21 protein-coding genes, 1 tRNA gene and 1 pseudogene are annotated in these 18134 nt (G+C 63.3%); 11 read left to right on the top strand and 12 right to left on the bottom strand.

Annotation, left to right across the window (positions count from 1 at the left end; translation table 11 throughout):
• The first annotated feature begins 25 nt into the window (after positions 1-25).
• Both aceB and PQR08_RS15940 read left to right on the top strand, forming a co-directional pair.
• Positions 26-1636, top strand: coding sequence for a malate synthase A (gene aceB / locus PQR08_RS15945; protein WP_250483485.1), 1611 nt, complete (start codon positions 26-28; stop codon positions 1634-1636).
• A gap of 153 nt (positions 1637-1789) precedes the next feature.
• Positions 1790-2050 (top strand): hypothetical protein, encoded by a 261-nt coding sequence (locus PQR08_RS15940; RefSeq protein ID WP_035503563.1) that lies wholly within the window; start codon positions 1790-1792, stop codon positions 2048-2050.
• A 15-nt stretch (positions 2051-2065) separates the two neighbouring features.
• On the opposite strand, the gene PQR08_RS15935 is transcribed toward PQR08_RS15940, so the two are convergent.
• A complete protein-coding gene (locus PQR08_RS15935) occupies positions 2066-2356 on the bottom strand; it encodes a putative quinol monooxygenase (RefSeq protein WP_250483484.1) in 291 nt (96 codons plus the stop codon).
• A gap of 466 nt (positions 2357-2822) precedes the next feature.
• Positions 2823-4037 (bottom strand): NlpB/DapX family lipoprotein, encoded by a 1215-nt coding sequence (bamC, locus tag PQR08_RS15930; protein ID WP_250483483.1) that lies wholly within the window; start codon positions 4035-4037, stop codon positions 2823-2825.
• A 419-nt stretch (positions 4038-4456) separates the two neighbouring features.
• Here bamC and PQR08_RS15925 point away from each other — a divergent pair, with 419 nt between their 5' ends.
• Positions 4457-4918, top strand: a complete 462-nt coding sequence (locus PQR08_RS15925) for a DUF2844 domain-containing protein (protein ID WP_408161767.1) — start codon at positions 4457-4459, stop codon at positions 4916-4918.
• Between the two features lie 10 nt (positions 4919-4928).
• A pseudogene (locus PQR08_RS15920) lies at positions 4929-6221 on the top strand (DUF3443 domain-containing protein).
• A 73-nt stretch (positions 6222-6294) separates the two neighbouring features.
• Here PQR08_RS15920 and pcaC read toward each other — a convergent pair.
• The 6 genes from pcaC to PQR08_RS15890 are packed head-to-tail and all read right to left on the bottom strand — an operon-like array spanning position 6295 to position 11442.
• The gene (pcaC, locus tag PQR08_RS15915; RefSeq protein ID WP_035503472.1) at positions 6295-6678 is read right to left on the bottom strand and encodes a 4-carboxymuconolactone decarboxylase; all 384 of its coding nucleotides are present in this window, start codon (positions 6676-6678) and stop codon (positions 6295-6297) included.
• Entirely contained in the window at positions 6675-7469 is a 795-nt protein-coding gene (gene pcaD / locus PQR08_RS15910) for a 3-oxoadipate enol-lactonase (RefSeq protein ID WP_250483481.1), read from the bottom strand. The genes pcaC and pcaD overlap by 4 nt, the downstream gene beginning before the upstream one ends.
• Before the next feature lie 4 nt (positions 7470-7473).
• Entirely contained in the window at positions 7474-8841 is a 1368-nt protein-coding gene (locus PQR08_RS15905) for a 3-carboxy-cis,cis-muconate cycloisomerase (protein ID WP_250483480.1), read from the bottom strand.
• A 4-nt stretch (positions 8842-8845) separates the two neighbouring features.
• Entirely contained in the window at positions 8846-10048 is a 1203-nt protein-coding gene (pcaF, locus tag PQR08_RS15900; protein WP_187604946.1) for a 3-oxoadipyl-CoA thiolase, read from the bottom strand.
• Positions 10049-10080: 32 nt separating this feature from the next.
• Positions 10081-10737 (bottom strand): 3-oxoacid CoA-transferase subunit B, encoded by a 657-nt coding sequence (locus tag PQR08_RS15895; protein WP_250483479.1) that lies wholly within the window; start codon positions 10735-10737, stop codon positions 10081-10083.
• A gap of 12 nt (positions 10738-10749) precedes the next feature.
• Positions 10750-11442: a 3-oxoacid CoA-transferase subunit A gene (locus tag PQR08_RS15890; RefSeq protein ID WP_250483478.1), complete on the bottom strand. Its 693-nt coding sequence runs from the start codon at positions 11440-11442 to the stop codon at positions 10750-10752.
• 230 nt (positions 11443-11672) lie between these two features.
• Between PQR08_RS15890 and PQR08_RS15885 the strand changes: the two genes are divergently transcribed.
• Together PQR08_RS15885 and PQR08_RS15880 are read left to right on the top strand one after the other, a co-directional pair.
• Positions 11673-12491 (top strand): IclR family transcriptional regulator, encoded by an 819-nt coding sequence (locus PQR08_RS15885; RefSeq protein ID WP_250483477.1) that lies wholly within the window; start codon positions 11673-11675, stop codon positions 12489-12491.
• Between the two features lie 58 nt (positions 12492-12549).
• Complete coding sequence (locus PQR08_RS15880; protein WP_035503457.1) at positions 12550-13473, top strand: LysR family transcriptional regulator; 924 nt, start codon at positions 12550-12552, stop codon at positions 13471-13473.
• Positions 13474-13475: 2 nt separating this feature from the next.
• Here the strand turns inward: PQR08_RS15880 and PQR08_RS15875 are convergent, their stop codons facing one another.
• A complete protein-coding gene (locus PQR08_RS15875) occupies positions 13476-13892 on the bottom strand; it encodes a DoxX family protein (RefSeq protein ID WP_250483476.1) in 417 nt (138 codons plus the stop codon).
• 103 nt (positions 13893-13995) lie between these two features.
• Between PQR08_RS15875 and PQR08_RS15870 the strand changes: the two genes are divergently transcribed.
• The 5 genes from PQR08_RS15870 to PQR08_RS15850 all read left to right on the top strand — a co-directional run bounded on the left by PQR08_RS15870 (position 13996) and on the right by PQR08_RS15850 (position 16441).
• A complete protein-coding gene (locus tag PQR08_RS15870; protein ID WP_250483475.1) occupies positions 13996-14886 on the top strand; it encodes a LysR family transcriptional regulator in 891 nt (296 codons plus the stop codon).
• 141 nt (positions 14887-15027) lie between these two features.
• Positions 15028-15438, top strand: coding sequence for a hypothetical protein (locus tag PQR08_RS15865; RefSeq protein ID WP_187604951.1), 411 nt, complete (start codon positions 15028-15030; stop codon positions 15436-15438).
• An 89-nt stretch (positions 15439-15527) separates the two neighbouring features.
• A tRNA-Pro gene (locus tag PQR08_RS15860) sits at positions 15528-15604 on the top strand.
• Positions 15605-15692: 88 nt separating this feature from the next.
• A complete protein-coding gene (locus tag PQR08_RS15855) occupies positions 15693-15947 on the top strand; it encodes a hypothetical protein (protein WP_250483474.1) in 255 nt (84 codons plus the stop codon).
• A 203-nt stretch (positions 15948-16150) separates the two neighbouring features.
• A complete protein-coding gene (locus tag PQR08_RS15850; protein WP_187604953.1) occupies positions 16151-16441 on the top strand; it encodes a hypothetical protein in 291 nt (96 codons plus the stop codon).
• On the opposite strand, the gene PQR08_RS15845 is transcribed toward PQR08_RS15850, so the two are convergent.
• The 3 genes from PQR08_RS15845 to PQR08_RS15835 form a co-directional block, all read right to left on the bottom strand.
• A complete protein-coding gene (locus tag PQR08_RS15845) occupies positions 16431-17030 on the bottom strand; it encodes a short chain dehydrogenase (protein ID WP_250483473.1) in 600 nt (199 codons plus the stop codon). The two genes, PQR08_RS15850 and PQR08_RS15845, sit on opposite strands and share 11 nt — an antisense overlap.
• A 172-nt stretch (positions 17031-17202) precedes the next feature.
• Complete coding sequence (locus tag PQR08_RS15840) at positions 17203-17583, bottom strand: MerR family transcriptional regulator (RefSeq protein ID WP_238287966.1); 381 nt, start codon at positions 17581-17583, stop codon at positions 17203-17205.
• A gap of 86 nt (positions 17584-17669) precedes the next feature.
• Positions 17670-18074 (bottom strand): integration host factor subunit alpha, encoded by a 405-nt coding sequence (locus PQR08_RS15835; protein ID WP_035503442.1) that lies wholly within the window; start codon positions 18072-18074, stop codon positions 17670-17672.
• Between the last annotated feature and the right edge of the window lie 60 nt (positions 18075-18134).

Genomic DNA, 18134 nt, shown 5'->3' with positions numbered 1-18134 from the left:
CGTCTGACCGACCAAGGAGAAAACCATGACGCATCCATCGAATCCGCTTTCGCTTCCGAAAGGCATGGCAATCTCAGCCGACATCAAGCCCGGCTACGAGACCATCCTGACGCCCGAGGCGCTGGCGTTCGTCGCTTCGCTGCATCGCCAGTTCGAGCCGCGCCGCCAGCAACTGCTCGCGGCGCGCGTCGAACGCACCAAACGTCTCGACGCGGGCGAGCGCCCCGGCTTCCTCGCAGAGACGAAATCGATCCGCGAAGGCGACTGGAAAGTCGCGCCGCTGCCGAAGGATCTGCAACGCCGGCGCGTCGAGATCACGGGCCCGGTCGAGCGCAAGATGATCATCAACGCGCTCAACTCCGGCGCGGATTCGTACATGACCGACTTCGAGGATTCGAACGCGCCGAACTGGGACAACCAGATCGTCGGCCAGATGAACCTGAAGGAAGCCGTGCGCCGCACGATCTCGCTGGAGCAGAACGGCAAGTCGTACAAGCTCAACGATACGATCGCGACGCTGATCGTGCGTCCGCGCGGCTGGCATCTCGATGAAAAGCACGTGAGCATCGACGGTCAGCGCGTGTCGGGCGGGATCTTCGATTTCGCGCTCTTCCTCTTTCACAACGCGAAGGAGCTGATCGCGCGCGGCAGCGGCCCCTACTTCTATCTGCCGAAGATGGAAAGCCATCTCGAAGCGCGCCTGTGGAACGACATCTTCGTCGCGGCGCAGGAAGGCGTCGGCATTGCGCGCGGCACGATTCGCGCGACGGTGCTGGTCGAAACGATTCTTGCGGCTTTCGAAATGGACGAGATCCTGTACGAGCTGCGCGAGCATAGCTCCGGGCTCAACGCGGGCCGCTGGGATTACATCTTCTCGGCGATCAAGAAGTTCAAGAACGACACGGACTTCTGCCTCGCCGATCGCGCGAAGATCACGATGACCTCGCCGTTCATGCGTGCCTACGCGCTCGAACTGCTGAAGACCTGCCACAAGCGCAACGCGCCGGCGATCGGCGGCATGTCCGCGCTGATTCCGATCAAGAACGATCCGGCGGCGAACGACAAGGCGATGGGCGGCGTGCGCTCCGACAAGGCGCGCGATGCGACCGACGGCTACGACGGCGGCTGGGTCGCGCATCCGGGGCTCGTGCCTGTGGCGATGGAAGAGTTCGTGAAGGTGCTCGGCGACAAGCCGAATCAGATCGAAAAGCAGCGCACCGACGTGCAGGTTACCGCGCACGATCTGCTCGATTTCCGTCCGGAAGAGCCGATCACCGAAGCGGGCCTGCGCAACAACGTGAACGTCGGCGTCCACTATCTCGGTTCGTGGCTCGCGGGCAATGGCTGCGTGCCGATCCACAACCTGATGGAAGACGCCGCGACCGCGGAGATTTCGCGCTCGCAAGTGTGGCAATGGATCCGCTCGCCGAAGGGCAAGCTCGACGACGGCCGCAAGGTCACGGCCGCGATGGTGCGCGACATCACCATCGACGAACTGGAGAAGGTGAAGCAGGCCGTCAGCGCGACTGGCGCGGACACGAAGCCTTACGAGCGCGCCGCGAAAATCTTCGAGGAAATGTCGACATCGGCGCAATTCACCGAGTTTCTGACGCTGCCGCTGTACGAGGAAATCTGAGCGTTTCGAGGGTTCTGACGCATGACGGAAAAACGGCCCCAGGGCCGTTTTTCCGTTTGGCGCGCCTCATGGATCGAGCACGGCGTGTGCTACATTGCGCATCGTCTTTTCAACGATTCAACCGTGGAGCGCACTCACCGTGCGAACGACAGCATGAGCAATATCCAGCTCGATATCGAATGGACCGAAGCGGCATCGCGCAAGATCGAAAAACTGATGCCGCGCAACGTGAACAAGGACTCGTATCTGGCGCTGCCGCCGGTCGAATGTCTGCCGATGGAAGGCGACGTGCTTTTCCTCGGGCCGAGCGGCAAGCAGCAACCGTTCATCGTCGCGGAGCGCCAGTATCATCACGATGGCGACGCCGACTGGACCATCATCCTCATCCTCGACGTGCCGCACGAAACGCACTGAAGACGGTCTTCGCCGTCAGACGATCTTGCTCGCGACGCGGACCTCGCCGTGCTCGTATAGATCCGGCGCTTTGGCGCGAAACGCCTGAATATGCGCCGATTCGCCGTGCTTCGCGAGCGCGGCTTCGCTCTCCCAGCGTTCGACGAAGATAAAGCGCCGCGGCTCCTTGATGTCGCGGTGCAAGTCATACTGCAGCGCGCCCGGTTCCTTGCGCGTCGGCTCGACGTTGGCTTCGAGCACTTGCCTCAACTCCTCTTCCTTGCCCGGCTTGGCGACGAAAATAGCGACGACGGCAATTTCCGACATGAGTGTTCTCCTGTTTTCGTTGAAACGATGAAATCAGGAGCATAACCGTGCGCGACGGACATCGCCGAAAACACCCGATTAGCGTGTCAAAAGAAAAAGCCCGCGTTCCAAGCGAAACGCGGGCAAAAACCGTCGCCCTACGAGGATAGGCGACGGGGCCATCGGGGTTCGCGCGTAGCGAACCAATCGTCTGTTTGTACGGTGCGACACGCCTGATGAGCGCGCTTTCGAAGAGCTTCGGGCGGGTGAATTACGCCATTGATGCAATGTACTGTCCACGCGTTCATTTCTATAAGCTTTTGCGCACATTTCCCGATAGAAAGAATTGTCTGCGCAATTCTTACCCGACGCTCGCATTTCTATGCATGCTGAATAAATCGTTTGCGCGGATGTGGCGGCGGCGCAGGCCATAAAAAAACCGCCTCGCGAACGAGGCGGTTTTTCGGGCGATCGAGCCTGGAAATGCTCAGCTGATCTGGTCGGCGAGCAACGCCATGATCTGGCGCGCCTGCGGGGATGAATCGAGATCCCCCTTTTCGTCGACGATCGCCACTCGCGTCTGCTGCTCGGTGACGGCGCGCACGTTGACCTGATATTGCTTCGCCTTCATTTCCTTGCGGCCGTGGAACACCTGGCTCCAGAAGCCCTGTTCCGCCGATGTCTTGTCCGTCGGATCGACATAGCGCACGAAGTAGACGCCCTTGCTGCGGTCGCGGTCGTCCACCGTGAAGTTGGCGCGATCGAGCGCGATGCCCACGCGCAGCCACGCGCGGTCATACGCTTCCGGCAACGTCAGTTGCGACGACGTGGCCTCAGGCACGACTTCGTTGCGGATCGGCGAGTTGCCCGCGTTCGTGACGTTCTGCGCCGCAACCGACGCGGCCTTCGAATCGCCGCCCTTCGCGGCGCCCGCCGCACCGGCTGCACCGGCCGGCGCCAGCGTGTCGAGCGGCGTCGCGCCGCCCGAAGCCGCGCGTTGATCGGCCATCGCGAGCGAGGACATCAAACGCTTCAGATATTCGTTTTCGAGCGCCGGATCGTTCGGGCGCGCCTGCCACTGGCTCGAATCGTTGTTCACGCCGGTCAGCGCCTCGCGCATGCCTTTCTGACTGATGAACACGTAGGTGCCGCCGCTCGGCGCCGTTTCGAGGCGCGTGCGGTATTTGTTGCGCTCGGCCGTGACATACGAATTGCCGGTTGCCTTGGAGAGCGTGTCGCGAATCAGGCCGTCCGAAATCTGCGGATGGGTTTCGTTCCAGTCCGTTTCCATCACGCCTTTGTCGCGCTGATCGACGACGAGCAGGAAGCCCTGCTCCTGCCAGAAGCGGCGGACCTGCGGCCACACCTGATCGGGCGTCTTGCCATCGACGACGAGCCAGCGCTCGGTGCCGTCGCGTTGCACGTGCATGCCCGACACCGGCGGAACCACCGTGGGCGCGTTCGGTGCGACTTTCTGGACTTGCTGGAGCTCGGACAGCGACGTCTGACCGCCCTGCGGCGGCAGCGAGCGCTGGTCGGCCGCTTCGTCGAGCAGATTCGGCGGAACGGCGAGAGACACCTGTTTCGAACGCTGATCGCTCTTGTAGTTGAATGCGTTGGGATTGGACGAGCCACATCCCGCCACGATTCCGGCCACCGCGAAAAGCGCAGTCATGCGCTTGGTTACACGAAAATCTGTCATTTGGAGAAGTCCTTCCGCTACGCCACGGGCGTTCTTCCGTGGATCAACCCAGCATTTTACCGGTCCGGCGCCGCGCCGTGAAAAAAAGAGGACCGGGCGGCCTCTGGCGGACGTTTGGAGCGCGCACATTTTAAAAGTTGCTCTTCGCCGCTGAATGCGGATTGGAAGCAGCTAAATAGCGCATTTCCATCTCGTATTTAAGTCGCTCCGCATCGAATTGACAATTTATGACAATCACAAAAAACGGCAATTCCACCTGTCGCCGTTTGCAACATAATGATTCTTATGAAGTTTCATCGGTTCGACTTGCGGAATCGACCCGTTTGCTTCCGCCTGTCGCCCCGTATCGCCTCGTCGTGCTTATCTCTAAAATCTCTTCCAGAAAATAAGAAGAGTCCTAATTAACGGAGAGAAAGCACATGAGAAAGATCAGAATTCCTCACTACGTGATCGCGGGCCTGACGATCCTCGCGAGCAGCGCGACCGCGCCCGCCTTCGCGCAACTCGGCGCGACCGGGCGCGCCGCCGGAGCGTCGGCTGGCGATGTCGTGCAGAAGGCGCAGGACGCATTCGTGCAATATCGCGAAACGATCGACGCGCAAGGCATCGTCGTGCGTGAGTATGTCGATTCGAGTGGCGCGGTGTACGCGGTTTCCTGGCGCGGGCCGGCCATGCCGGACATCCACTCGCTGCTCGGCGCGTACTTCGAGACGTTCAGGCAAGGCGCGAATGCGTCGGTGGGCGATGCCGGCCTGCATGCGACGCGCGTCGAGCAAGGCGATCTCGTCGTCGAAAATCGTGTGCGGCTGCGCGAGTTCAGCGGACGCGCATGGCTCGCGAGCGCCCTGCCGCCGGGCGTGATGTCGACCGACATCCAGTAAGGAGCCGACGATGAACACTCGCGCCCTTCTCTCGATGCCCCTGCTCGCGCTCTGCGTCCTGCTTCACGGCTGCGGCGGTGGCGGCGGCTCGGACGGCAGTTCCGCCGCGCCGCCCCAGCAGGCAAGCGCGCCGGTGACGGCGAGCGCCCCGAACACAGCCAGCGCCGCCGTGCCCGCAAGCGCCCCGCCGACTTCGTCCGCGAACACGAGCGTGCCGCAATCGACGACGCCCAACGTCCAGACGATCCGCGTCACCAGCACGCCGACCAACACGCGCAACATGCTGCAAACCAGCGTGACGATCTGCGTGCCCGGCACGAACACCTGTCAGACCATCGATAACATTCAGGTCGATACCGGCTCGCATGGCCTGCGCGTGCTCGCATCCGCGCTCAGCCCGTCGATTGCGTTGCCGCTCGTCGCAGGCGGCAATCAAAGCGCGATCGTCGCGGAATGCGCGGTGTTCGGTTCCGGCTATACGTGGGGCGCGGTGCGTACGGCCGATGTCCGGCTCGCCGGCCAGGTCGCGCGCTCCACATCGGTCCAGTTGATCGCCGATAGCGCCGCATCCGGCGCTCCGCAGGATTGCAGCCAGTCCGGCCTGCCGATGCTCTCCGCGTCGTCCTTGCGCGGCAACGGCATACTCGGCGTCGGGCCCTTCACCGCCGATTGCGGCGCCGGATGCGCGGTGTCTGCGTTGCCGCGCTGGTACTACAGTTGCATCTCCAGCAACTGCGTCGCGAGCACGCTGGCCGTCGCGCAGCAGGTGACCAATCCGGTCGCCAATTTCGCCACCGACAACAACGGCGTGCTCATCGAGCTCCCCGACGTACCGGACAGCGGCGCGGCCACCGTGACCGGAACGATGACCTTCGGCATCGGCTAGCAATCGAACAACCTGCTCGGCTCGGCGACGGTCCTCAAGTCGAGCTCGGTGTCCGGCTATGTCACGACGGATTTCGGCGGCAGCCAGTACGGATCGAGCTTCATCGACAGCGGATCGAACGGCGTCTTCTTCCCGTCGACGACGCTTGCCCGATGCGGCGTGTGGTACTGCCCGTCCGCACCGCAGACGATCGCGGCGACGATCCGCTCGTCGAGCGGCGCGCAAAGCGCGGTGAGCTTCACGGTCGCGCAATCGACGGCGTTGTTCGGTACGGGCAACTTCGCCTTCGACAATCTCGCCGGCGCGGCGAGCGGCTTCTTCGACTGGGGCTTGCCGTTCTTCTACGGGCGCCGCGTGTTCACCGCGCTCGAAGGACGCGCGACGCCGGCGGGACCGGGACCGTATTACGCGTTCTGAGCCTAGAAACGAAAAGCCGTCTGCGGTTGCCCGGAGACGGCTTTCTGTCGAACGTGTCGAACGCGTTGCGTGACTACGCCTTGCTTTCCTCGTCGAAGATCTTTTGCGCGAGGTGGAATGCCGAATTGGCCGCCGGCACGCCGCAGTAGACCGCCGTCTGCAACAGCACTTCCTTGATCTCGTCCTGCGTCACGCCGTTGTTCTTCGCCGCGCGCAAGTGCAACGCGAGTTCCTCGCTGCGGTTCAGCGCGACCATCATCGCAATCGTGAGAAGGCTGCGCGTGTGGCGCGGCAAGCCCTCGCGCGTCCAGATCTCGCCCCATGCATAGCGCGTGATGAAGTTCTGGAACTCCGTCGTCAGCTCCGTGCGATTCGTGAGCGAACGGTCCACGTGCGCATCGGACAGCACCGCGCGGCGCACCTTCATCCCGGCTTCGTAGCGTTCGTCGTCGGTCATTGTTGTTCTCCGATGAAATCGAGTACGGCGCGCGTGTAGTCGTCGCGCTTTTCGATGTTCGACAGATGCGCCGCGTCCAGTTCGAGATAACGCGATCCGCCGATGTAACCCGCCAGTTCGCGGCCCTGCTCGGCCGTCGTCGACAGATCGTGCGTGCCCGCGATCACGAGCACCGGCAGCGTGATCGTTTTGGCTTCGTCGCGCAGATCGGCGTCGCGGATCGCCTCGCAGTTCGACGCGTAACCGTCGCCCGAGGTGTGGCGAAACACGTCGCGGATATTCGCGAGTTCGAGTTGCTCGCGCTCGATGAACGGCGCGGTGAACCAGCGTGCGATCACGGCGTCGGTCAGCGCGGGCATGCCGCCCGGCTCGCGCGCTTTCACGGCGCGCGGCGTCCACACCGCGTCCGAGCCGATCAGCGCGGCGGTGTTCGACAGCACGACGCGCGAGAAGCGCTCCGGATGACGCGCGGCAAGACCGATGCCGGTCAGCCCGCCCATCGACAGGCCGCAGTAATTCGCGCGCTCGATTTTCAGATGATCCATCAGCCCGATCACATCGCCGATCAGTTGATCGATCGTGTACGGCCCCGGCGGCACATCGGAATGGCCGTGGCCGCGCGTGTCGTAACGCACCACGCGGTAATGCTTCGCGAAGGCTTCGATGTTCGGCGTCCACATCGAGACATCGGCGCCGAGCGAATTCGACAGCACGAGCCACGGCGCGTTGTCGCCCGCCGTGACATCGATGCGATAGTGAATCCGCGTTCCGTTCACTTCGGCAAGAGGCATGTTTTTACTGCTCCTGTTTTTTCGAGTTGGCGCTCGCAATGGCGGCGGCGACGAACGCCTGCGCCTGACCGACGTAGTTCGCCGGATCGAGCAATTGCTTCAGTTGAACTTGCGACAGATGACGCGTGACGGTTTCGTTCGCGGCGAGTTCGTCGAAGAGCGCCGTGCCGTTCGCGACCGATGCCTTCGATGCGCCTTCGACGAGCTTGTGCGCATCGAGCCTGCCGATGGCGTCGCCGAGCGCGAGCATCACCGCTTCGCCGAGCACGAGGCCGTTCGTCGCATCGAGATTGTGCGCGAGACGTTCGACGTTGACTTCCATCGACGGAACGATGCCCACGATGTTCGCGAGCGCGCCTGCCGTTAAACGTGCGAGATCGGGCAGCGCTTCCCATTCGGCCTGCCAGCCGCCCAGTGCGCGTTCGTGCTCCTGAACCATGCCCGCGAAGATCGTCGCGACGAGATTCGGCGCGCGCGTCGCGGCGGTGAGCACCGCGGCGCAGCCGACGGGATTGCGCTTGTGCGGCATCGTCGATGAACCGCCCTTGCCTGCCGCAGCGGGTTCCGCGACTTCGCCGACTTCGGTCTGCATCATGAGCGAGATGTCGCGCGCGATTTTGCCGAGCGTGCCCGTCAACATGCCGAAGAACGACGCGCTTTCGGCAATGCGGTCGCGCTGCGTGTGCCACGGCAGCGCGGGCAGCGTCAAATTCAGATCTTCAGCCAGCGATGCCGCGACCGGCAGCGCCTTGTCACGCAGACTCGCGAGCGTGCCCGCCGCGCCGCCGAATTGCAGCACCAGCGCGCGTCCCCGCAACTCGCCAAGACGCTCACGATGGCGCGTCACCGCATCGAGCCATTGCGCGAACTTCAGGCCCAGCGTGATCGGCAGCGCCTGCTGAAGCCAGGTGCGGCCGATCATCGGCGTCTTTTTGTGCGCTTGAGCCTGGATGACGAGCGCATCGGAAAGTGCGAGCAAATCGGCATCGAGCAGATCGAGCGCCGCGCGCAATTGCAGCACGACGCCCGTATCGATGATGTCCTGACTCGTCGCGCCCCAGTGCACGTACTTGGCGGCTTCGGCATCGCTCGCCTTCACGACGGCCGTCAGTTGCTTGACGAGCGGAATCGCGAGGTTGCCGCCCGCTTGCGCGCCGGTCATCAGCGCGTTTGCGTCGATGTTGTCAGCATTGCAGGCGGCGACGATCGCCTCGACCGCGCCCGAAGGAATCACGCCATGCAGCGCCGAAGCGCGCGCGAGCGCGGCTTCGACGTCGAGCATCGCCTGCACGGTCGCGCGCGGCGACCAGATTTCGTTCGCGGCGGCGTTGCCGCAAACGAGATCGGTGAGACGTCCCGTGGATGCGAACATCGGGTCAGACGCGCTCGATGATCATCGCGATGCCCTGGCCCACGCCGATGCACATCGTGCACAGCGCGAAGCGGCCGCCGGTGCGATGAAGCTGATAGCTCGCGGTCGTGACGAGACGCGCGCCCGACGCGCCGAGCGGATGGCCGAGCGCGATCGCGCCGCCGTTCGGGTTCACGCGGGGATCGTCGTCGGCGACGCCGAGCATGCGCAGCGTAGCCAGTCCTTGCGACGCGAACGCTTCGTTCAGCTCGATCACGTCCATCTGGTCGATGGTCATGCCAAGACGCGCAAGCAGCTTCTGCGATGCCGGACCCGGACCGATGCCCATCACGCGCGGCGGCACACCCGCGGTGGCGAGGCCGAGAATGCGCGCGCGCGGCGTGAGGCCGTGGCGCTTCGCGCTTTCTTCGTCGGCGATCAGCATCGCGACCGCGCCGTCGTTCACGCCCGACGCGTTGCCCGCCGTCACCGAGCCGTCCGGACGCACGACGCCTTTCAGCTTCGCGAGCGCTTCGAGACTCGTTTCACGCGGATGCTCGTCCTTATCGACGATGAGCGCGTCGCCCTTTTTCTGCGGAATCGTCACGGCGACGATTTCCTGCGCCAGCGTGCCGTCTTTCTGCGCGCGCGCCGCCTTCTGCTGGCTGCGCAAGGCGAACGCGTCCTGATCGGCGCGGCTGATCTTGTAGTCGTCCGCGACGTTCTCGGCGGTCTCGGGCATCGAATCGACGCCGTATTGCTTCTTCATCAGCGGATTGATGAAACGCCAGCCGATGGTCGTGTCGTGGATCTCGGCGGAACGCGAGAATGCGCTCGTCGCCTTGCCCATCACGAACGGCGCGCGGCTCATGCTTTCGACGCCGCCCGCGATCATCAGGCTCGTCTCGCCCGCCTTGATCGCGCGCGCCGCGACGCCGATCGCGTCCATGCCCGAACCGCACAGGCGGTTCACCGTCGAGCCCGGCGTGCTGATCGGCAAGCCCGCGAGCAGCGCCGACATGCGCGCGACGTTGCGATTGTCTTCGCCCGCCTGATTCGCGCAGCCGTAGATCACTTCCTCGACGGCTTCCCAGTCCACTTCCTTGTTGCGCTCGACGAGCGCGCGCAGCGGCACGGCGCCCAGATCATCGGCGCGCACCGAGGACAGCGAACCGCCGTAACGGCCGATCGGCGTGCGGATGGCATCACATACGAAAGCTTCTTTCATCAGTTGCTCCAGTTCTCTTGTGTCTCTCAGGCTCAGGCGGCTTCGGTCAGCGGCGCGTATTGAAGCGGCACCTTGGCCAGCTTCTGCAATTCTTCGAACGACAGGCCTTCCACGATCTCGCGCACGACGAAGCCTTCCGGCGTCACGTCGAACACGGCGAGGTCGGTGTACACGCGGTCCACGCACTGCACGCCCGTCACCGGATACGAACATTCCGCGACCAGCTTGCTTTCGCCCTGCTTCGTGAGCAGTTCCATCATCACATAGACCTGCTTTGCGCCGATCGCGAGATCCATCGCGCCGCCGACGGCCGGAATCGCGTCGGGCGCGCCGGTGTGCCAGTTCGCGAGATCGCCCGTCGCCGATACCTGGAACGCGCCGAGCACGCAGAAGTCGAGATGGCCGCCGCGCATCATCGCGAAGGAGTCCGCGTGATGGAAATACGCACCGCCCGTGAGCAACGTCACGTGCTGCTTGCCGGCGTTGATGAGTTCGTCGTCTTCGGAGCCCGCAGCGGGCGCCGGGCCCATGCCGAGCAGACCGTTTTCGCTGTGCAGGAAGATTTCGCGATCTGCCGCGAGGTGATTGGCGACGAGCGTCGGCACGCCGATGCCCAGATTCACGTAGGCGCCTTCGGGAATATCCGCGGCCACGCGCTTGGCCATTTCGTCACGAGTGAGTTTCTTCATGGCTTTTCGTCCTTAAGCTGCGAGTTCGGCTTGATGCACGGCTTGCGGCACTTCCACGACGCGCTGCACGAAAATGCCCGGCGTCACGATGTTTTCGGGGTCCAGCTCGCCGAGCGCGACGACCTTCGACACCTGCGCGATCGCCGATTTCGCGGCGCTCGCCATGATCGGGCCGAAGTTGCGCGCAGTTTTACGATAGACCAGATTGCCCCAGCGGTCGCCTTTGAATGCTTTCACCAGCGCGAAATCCGCGTGCAGCGGCGCTTCGAGCACATAGTGCTTGCCGTCGATCACGCGTGTTTCCTTGCCTTCCGCGAGCTTCGTGCCGTAGCCGGTCGGCGTGAAAAAGCCGCCGATGCCCGCGCCCGCGGCACGGATGCGCTCGGCCAGATTGCCCTGCGGCACCAGTTCCAGTTCGATTTCGCCCGCGCGATAGAGCGCGTCGAACACATATGAATCCGTCTGACGCGGGAACGAGCAGATGATCTTGCGCACGCGCTTGGCCTTGAGCAGCGCGGCCAGGCCCGTGTCGCCGTTGCCGGCGTTGTTGTTGACGATCGTGAGCTCGCGCGCGCCCTGCTCGATGAGCGCGTCGATCAGCTCGGACGGCATGCCCGCCGTGCCGAAACCGCCGATCATGATGGTCGCGCCGTCGTGGACGTCGGTCACGGCCGAGGCGAGCGAATCGAAAATCTTGTTGATCATGTGCCGTTCCTTCTCCTGTTTCGGGACTGCCGATCCGCGATCGCGCTTCCCGAATTCGGGTTTACCAGTTGGTAATCAGACTTGCTTCGAAATGTTCGTTATGCGAACATGGATTCGTTTAGCGAACATCGGCATGTTAGTCCTGCGTTCGTTGTCGTGTCAACGAAGCATCTGCAAACCTCGGGTTTTCACGGAGTCGCCGACCGTCCGCCTCTTTCCTGACGAGCCTTATGAAGAATTCAGCCACGCTCAATCCGGATGCCGAGCCGCAAGACGCCCAAGCGCGCCCCGGTGACGCATACGTCCAGTCTTTCGCGCGCGGGCTGGCGGTGATCCGGTCGTTCGATGCGAACCGCTCGGCTCAGACACTGACCGATGTCGCCGCCGCGACCGGCCTCACCCGCGCGGGCGCGCGCCGCATTCTTCTGACGCTGCAGGCGCTCGGCTACGTCGAGGCTGACGGCCGTCTCTTTCAACTTACGCCGAAAATCCTCGATCTCGGGTTCGCGTACCTGACTTCGATGCCCTTCTGGAATCTCGCCGAGCCGGTGATGGAAGACCTCGTCGAGCAGGTTCACGAAAGTTGCTCGGCGGCGGTGCTGAACGGCGCGGAAATCGTCTATGTGCTGCGCGTGCCGACGCACAAGATCATCACGCAGAATCTGTCGATCGGCAGCCGGCTGCCCGCGTTCTGCACGTCGATGGGCCGCGTGCTGCTCGCCGCGCTCGACGATGCGCGTCTCGACGAAGTGCTCGATGCGAGCTCGCTCGTCGCGCGCACACCGCGCACGATTGTCGACCGCGACGCGTTGAAGGAAGCGATCGCCGTCGTGCGTCGCCAGGGCTGGGCGATCGTCGATCAGGAACTGGAGGAAGGACTGATTTCGATGTCCGCGCCGATCCGCGACCGGCAGGGACGCGTGATCGCGGCGCTGAACATCAGCGGGAACGCCCAGCGCAAGAACGCGAAGCAGATGGTTAAGGCGTTTCTGGAGCCTTTGCAGGAAGCGGCGCAGCGCGTGTCGGACATGGTCGCGCGGCGCGGCTGATGGCGCGCGTTGACGTGGAGAATGCCGCGCGCCAACATCGTTGGCGGAACATCACGCCATGAACGACCTCGATCTGAATCTGATTCCGTACCTCGTCGCCATCGAGGAGACGCGCAACGTGAGCCGCGCGGCCGAGCGGCTCGGCGTGAGCCAGCCGCGTGTGTCGACGGCGCTCGCGCGCCTGCGCGAGCACTTCAACGATCCGCTCTTCGTGCGCACCTCGCGCGGCATGGAACCGACTCCGCGCACCATCGCGCTCGTGCCCGCGGCGCGCGAGGCGCTGGCGTGCATCGAGCGCGGCCTGCTCGACCGGCAGCACTTCGACGCGTCGGCGAGCACGGACACTTTCTCGATCGCGCTGTCCGATGTCGGTGAAATCGTCTTTCTGCCGCGGCTCCTGCAGGCGTTCGCGAAGGAAGCGCCAAACGCGAATCTGCGCTCCGTGTCGGTGTCGCACGGCGATGTCGAGCGCGGGCTCGAAACGGGCGACATCGATCTCGCGGTCGGCTATTTTCCGGACCTGCGCGGCAACAACTTCTTTCAGCAGCGGCTCTTCTCGCATCGCTTCATCTGTCTGATGCGGCGAGATCATCCGTTCGCGAGCGAGCCGCTCACGCTCGAGCGCTTCATGCAGTCCGGCCACGCGGTCGTGCGCGCCGAAGGCCGCAGCCAGGAGATTCTGGAGAATTTTCTTGACAGGGAACGCGTGCGCCGCCGCGCCGTGCTCGAAACGCCGCACTTCATGAGCCTGCCGTTCATCCTGTCACGCACCGATCTGATCGCCACGGTGCCGCATGCGATCGGCTTCGCGTATGTCGCCGAGCATGCGTCGATCACGCTCGCCGAGCCGCCGCTCGCGCTGCCGCGCTTCGATCTGAAGCAGCACTGGCATCGCAAGTTCCACAACGACGCGCGCACGATGTGGCTGCGCCGGATCGTCGCGTCGCTCTTCAACGACGAGCTCGACGAGTGGCCCAAGTAGCTTTAACGCCGGTTGTCGATGCTCCACGCGCCCGGTCCCGCCGCCGCGATGAACAGAAAGATGAACGAGAGCAGCACGGCCGGCTCGCCCTGATTCAGGAGCGGCAGAAGGAAATGCCCATTCGGTGCATGTCCGATGAAATATGCGAACGCCAGTTCTCCCGACAGCACGAAGGCCGCTGCGCGCGTGAAAAAGCCGATCAGCACGAGCACGCCGCCAACCAGTTCGATGACGCCTGCCGCACCGAGCAAGGAGAAGAGCGGCAAGCCGTCGAACATCGCGATATGCGGAACGTGAAACAGCTTGGCGCTCGCGTGCGTGAGCAACAGATACGAAGCGACGATGCGCAACAGCGCGTGCGCGTGGCTGGCCAGCGCGGGCACGCTGGGCGAGGCTGAGCGAACCTGAGTCGTAGACATCGGAATACTCCTATGAAGGTGGATTGCCTCAAGTCTAGGCAGACACCGCCCGTCGATAAATCCGGCTAATATTGGCGTTTTGTTTCCGCACAGGAAATGATCGATGGATGCTTTGACCAGCCTGCGCGTATTTCGCGAAGTCGTCGACGCGGGAAGTTTCGTGAAGGCCGCGGAACGGCTCGACATCTCCACCGCCATGACGAGCAAGCACGTCGCCAATCTGGAGCGTCAATTGGGCGTGCGCCTCCTGAACCGCACGACGCGCCATCTGAGCCTCACGGAAGCCGGCAGCGTCTATTACGAGCAGTGCAGCGAGGCGCTCGACATCCTGCAGGCGGCGGAAGCCGCGGTCGGCGTGCAGACCGCGCAGCCGCAAGGCGTGCTCAAGGTCACCGCGCCGGGCTGGTTCGCCAATCGCACATTCGCCGATCTGCTCGTCGCGTATCAGGCGCGCTATCCGAGCGTGCTCGTCGACCTTCGGCTGGAGAACCGTTTCGTCGATCTGGTCGAGGAAGGCTACGACATGGCGATCCGCGCGACGTCCGAGCCCTCGCCCTCGCTGATCGTGCGGCCGCTCTGCAAGATGCCCTTCGTGCTCGCCGGCTCGCGCGCCTATCTCGAACAGCACGGCAAGCTACGCCATCCGGACGATGTCGCGCGCCATCGTTTCGTGTTGCCGACGTACACGAATGTCGACTCCGTGACGCTGACCGGGCCGGACGGCGTGTTCACCGTGAAGAATCAGGCCGTGCTCAAGACCAACGATACGTCGATGGCATTGCAGCTCGTGCGCGCCGGACTCGGGCTCGCGTATTTTCCCGCGTGGATCGTCGAACCCGAACTGGCGTCGGGCTCGCTCGTACGCGTGCTGCCGAGCTATACGGCGTTCGCGCCGTCGGTGTACGCGGTGTACACGAGCCGAAAATACATGACGACGAAGGTGCGGACCTTCATCGACTTCCTCTCGGAGTCGTTGGCCGATCGGCCAATTTAATTAGGATTACTCTTATTTTATCGATGAGTCTCGCGTGTGAATATCGCGCCGGTTCCGGATCGGCGCTCGAGACGCGACAGGAAATTACATCTTGCGCCGCCCGGGATCGTCCCTGTTACCCGAAAGCGAGGCACGCGCGATATGGATTTCCCTTGGCTTCCCCTGACCTTCAGTCTGACCTTGCTTGGCCTGGCGCTCTTTATCTGCCGCGCCGTGAACGCGAGCCTCGGCGCGCTGAAATGGAACGGCGCACTGCTCTTCCTGGCTCTTTGCGTATTGGCGATGCTTCTGGATTTCACGCTGACGATGGTGTTTGCATCCGCGGGCTTCCATGAGCGCACGAAATACGACAGCCTCGGATCGAGGATCGCGTGGAGCGAGCGGATCGTCACGTATCTGGTTCCGTGCGCGATATCGCTGCTGATGGCATTGAGGTTTCGTCGGCGTCAGCGCTTCGCGCGCGCGAATGCCCACGGCCGGAGCGAAACGGAGCGCGAAGGCGCGGTGCAGATTCAAACCTCGCCTTACACGCAATCCGAGTTGACGCTTTGACGCGCAGCGAGTGAATTTGGTGAGTGCAACAGCGAAATTGTTCGGAGCAGTTCTACTATTCGTTTCTCTCTGATATACTTTTGCTCTTTCGGGGCGTAGCGCAGCCTGGTAGCGTACCTGCATGGGGTGCAGGTGGTCGGAGGTTCAAATCCTCTCGCCCCGACCAGAAATCAAAGGCTCTCCGGCTTTCGCCGGAGAGCCTTTTTTCTTTGGCCGATCACAGGCCGTCGTATCGATGAAGACGAGCACGAACAATGGCATATAACAAGCTCAACAACCCGCGCGCTTTTCCCGGCAACAGCAACTACGGCATGTCACTGCGAGACTACTTCGCGGGGCAGGCGCTGGCTGGCGCAATGGCTGGCGACAGCCTTCCCATCGACGCGCCACCCGAGCTCCTCGAACAGCGCGCGCAACTCTACTATCGCCTGGCAGACGCCATGCTCAGGATCCGCGCCGAAGAGGAAACCCTGACCAACGCGACCGCCATGATGGGCATGAGCATCTGACACCGTTCGCGCTGACCGAACACGGCCGCAATACAGACGCCCAGCGCCTCTTTACTCAGACGTAAAAGCCAAAAAAACACTTGTATGTCAGTGATTTAAGCCTTAGTCTTAAGGTGATATATAAGGAACGGCGCGCCATGCCTTTGTCTGTCCTAGCGACCGCCCAACAGCGGCGTATCCGATCTGGTCGAACCTGCTCCGCCTTGCACGCGGAAGTCGCCCGATGGTTTGATCCGGCGAGCCGCGCGCGCGTCACGCGCTTCGGGCGCATCTATCCCGGCGGCAGCCGCTATGTGTGCGTGAGCGCGACCACGCCCGGTCGATGCTTCGCGCTCTACTTCTTCCACCACGGCACCGACGACTGGCGCATCTATCCGCCGTGGGGCGTCGGGCCGAGCATCGTCTATTGGTCGATCAACGTGAAGATGCCGGTCACCCGTTCCGAAACGGCGGCCGGCCCGAAGCGGCGCTTTCGCGCGGGCATCAAGTCTTAGCCGCGGGCAGCGTCTGCCCGGTCATGTTCTCGTCGACGGCGCGCTTGTACACCTTCGCCACGTCGGCCGCCGCGATGCCTTGCGACCCATCCTTTCCCATCGACGCCAACGTCTCCGAAACCCAGCCCGGACTCACGACGTTCACGCGCAGCTTGCCCTGCAACTCGAGCGCGACCGCGCGCGCGAATCCTTCGACGCCCGCGTTCACAAGGCTCACCGCCGCGCTGCCGACCATCGGATCTTGAGCGAGCGTGCCGCTCGTCAGCGTGACGGAACCGCCTTCATCGACATGGCCGATCGCGCAGCGCACGAGATTCACCTGCCCCATGAGTTTGTTCGCGAGGCTGAAGGCATAGTCGTCATCGGCGAGCGCATCGAGCGGCGCGAACTTCGCAGCGCCGCCGACACACACGACAGCGCCCACCTCCCCGACCTTCTCGTACATCGCGACGATGCTCGCCTTGTCCGACAAATCGACGGCTACGTCCGAGCCCTTGCGGCTCGCGGTGATCACTTCGTGCGCGGGCTCGAGAATCCGTTTGATCTCCGTGCCCAACATCCCGGTTGCGCCAACGAGCAACACTCGCATAAGCCCTCCTGAATCGATGTGATAAAGCCGCAGCGCCCACGCCCGGCGCGGCGACGAGGAAACAGCAAGCAACCATGCTACTGCCGTCGCCGGCGGCGTGCAGCGCGCGTCGTACGGACGAAAAAAATGCCGCGACCAATCGCGGCATTTTGGATGCGGATCACGGCGGCACTCATCCGCCCAGGAGATCGATCACCTGAAGAATATCCTTGCGAAGCTGATCGACATCGACGCCCGGTTGCGCTTGCGCCGACGCCTGGGCGTCGTCCATCTCGGCTTCGTCGCTGATCGCGCGCCCTTGTGAATCGAGCCGGTTGCGCGCACCGTTGATCGTGAAACCCTGCTCGTACAGCAGGTCACGGATGCGCCGGATCAGCAAGACTTCGTGATGCTGATAGTAGCGTCGATTGCCCCGCCGCTTGACCGGTCTTAGTTGCGTGAACTCCTGTTCCCAATAGCGCAGCACGTGAGGCTTGACGCCGCACAACTCGCTGACTTCGCCAATCGTGAAGTAACGCTTGGCGGGGATCGGAGGCAAGACGACTTTTTCCATCGTCGATCAACCATCGTTATGAGTGATGTCGATTGAAGCGCGGTGGTCATGCAGCGCGGCGCGAGTCTCCGCGCGCCGCCGGGACATCAGCGAGTGAGATCGGTCTCCGCTCCCGTTTCGACCAGCGCCTTCAGCTTCTGACTTGCATGAAACGTGACGACCCGCCGCGCGGCGATAGGAATGGCCTCGCCCGTCTTCGGGTTGCGGCCCGGACGCTGAGGCTTGTCGCGCAGCTGGAAGTTGCCGAAGCCGGAGAGCTTGACGCTCTCGCCGCTCTCCAGCGCATCGCGAATGACTTCGAAGAAGGCTTCGACCATGTCCTTGGCTTCGCGCTTGTTCAGACCGACGTGATCGAACAGCATCTCGGCCAGTTCGGCTTTGGTGAGCGTCGGTGTGTCGCCGGGCGCGCTCGTGGTCGGGGTATCTCGGGTCATGGCGCTACGCTGCGCCGAAAGAAGGGCTTCGAAATCACTCGAGTTCATTTGGTTCATATCGGTAGACCGGCGCTTGCCACATTGAAGACTTGGCGATTGAGACGGAAAGGGCCAACT

It is taken from the genome of Caballeronia jiangsuensis, assembly GCF_046030135.1.
GTDB classification, from domain to species: Bacteria; Pseudomonadota; Gammaproteobacteria; order Burkholderiales; family Burkholderiaceae; genus Caballeronia; species Caballeronia jiangsuensis.
The sequence above is the reverse complement of the archived record's forward strand: the minus strand, read 5'-3'. Positions and strand labels throughout refer to the sequence as shown.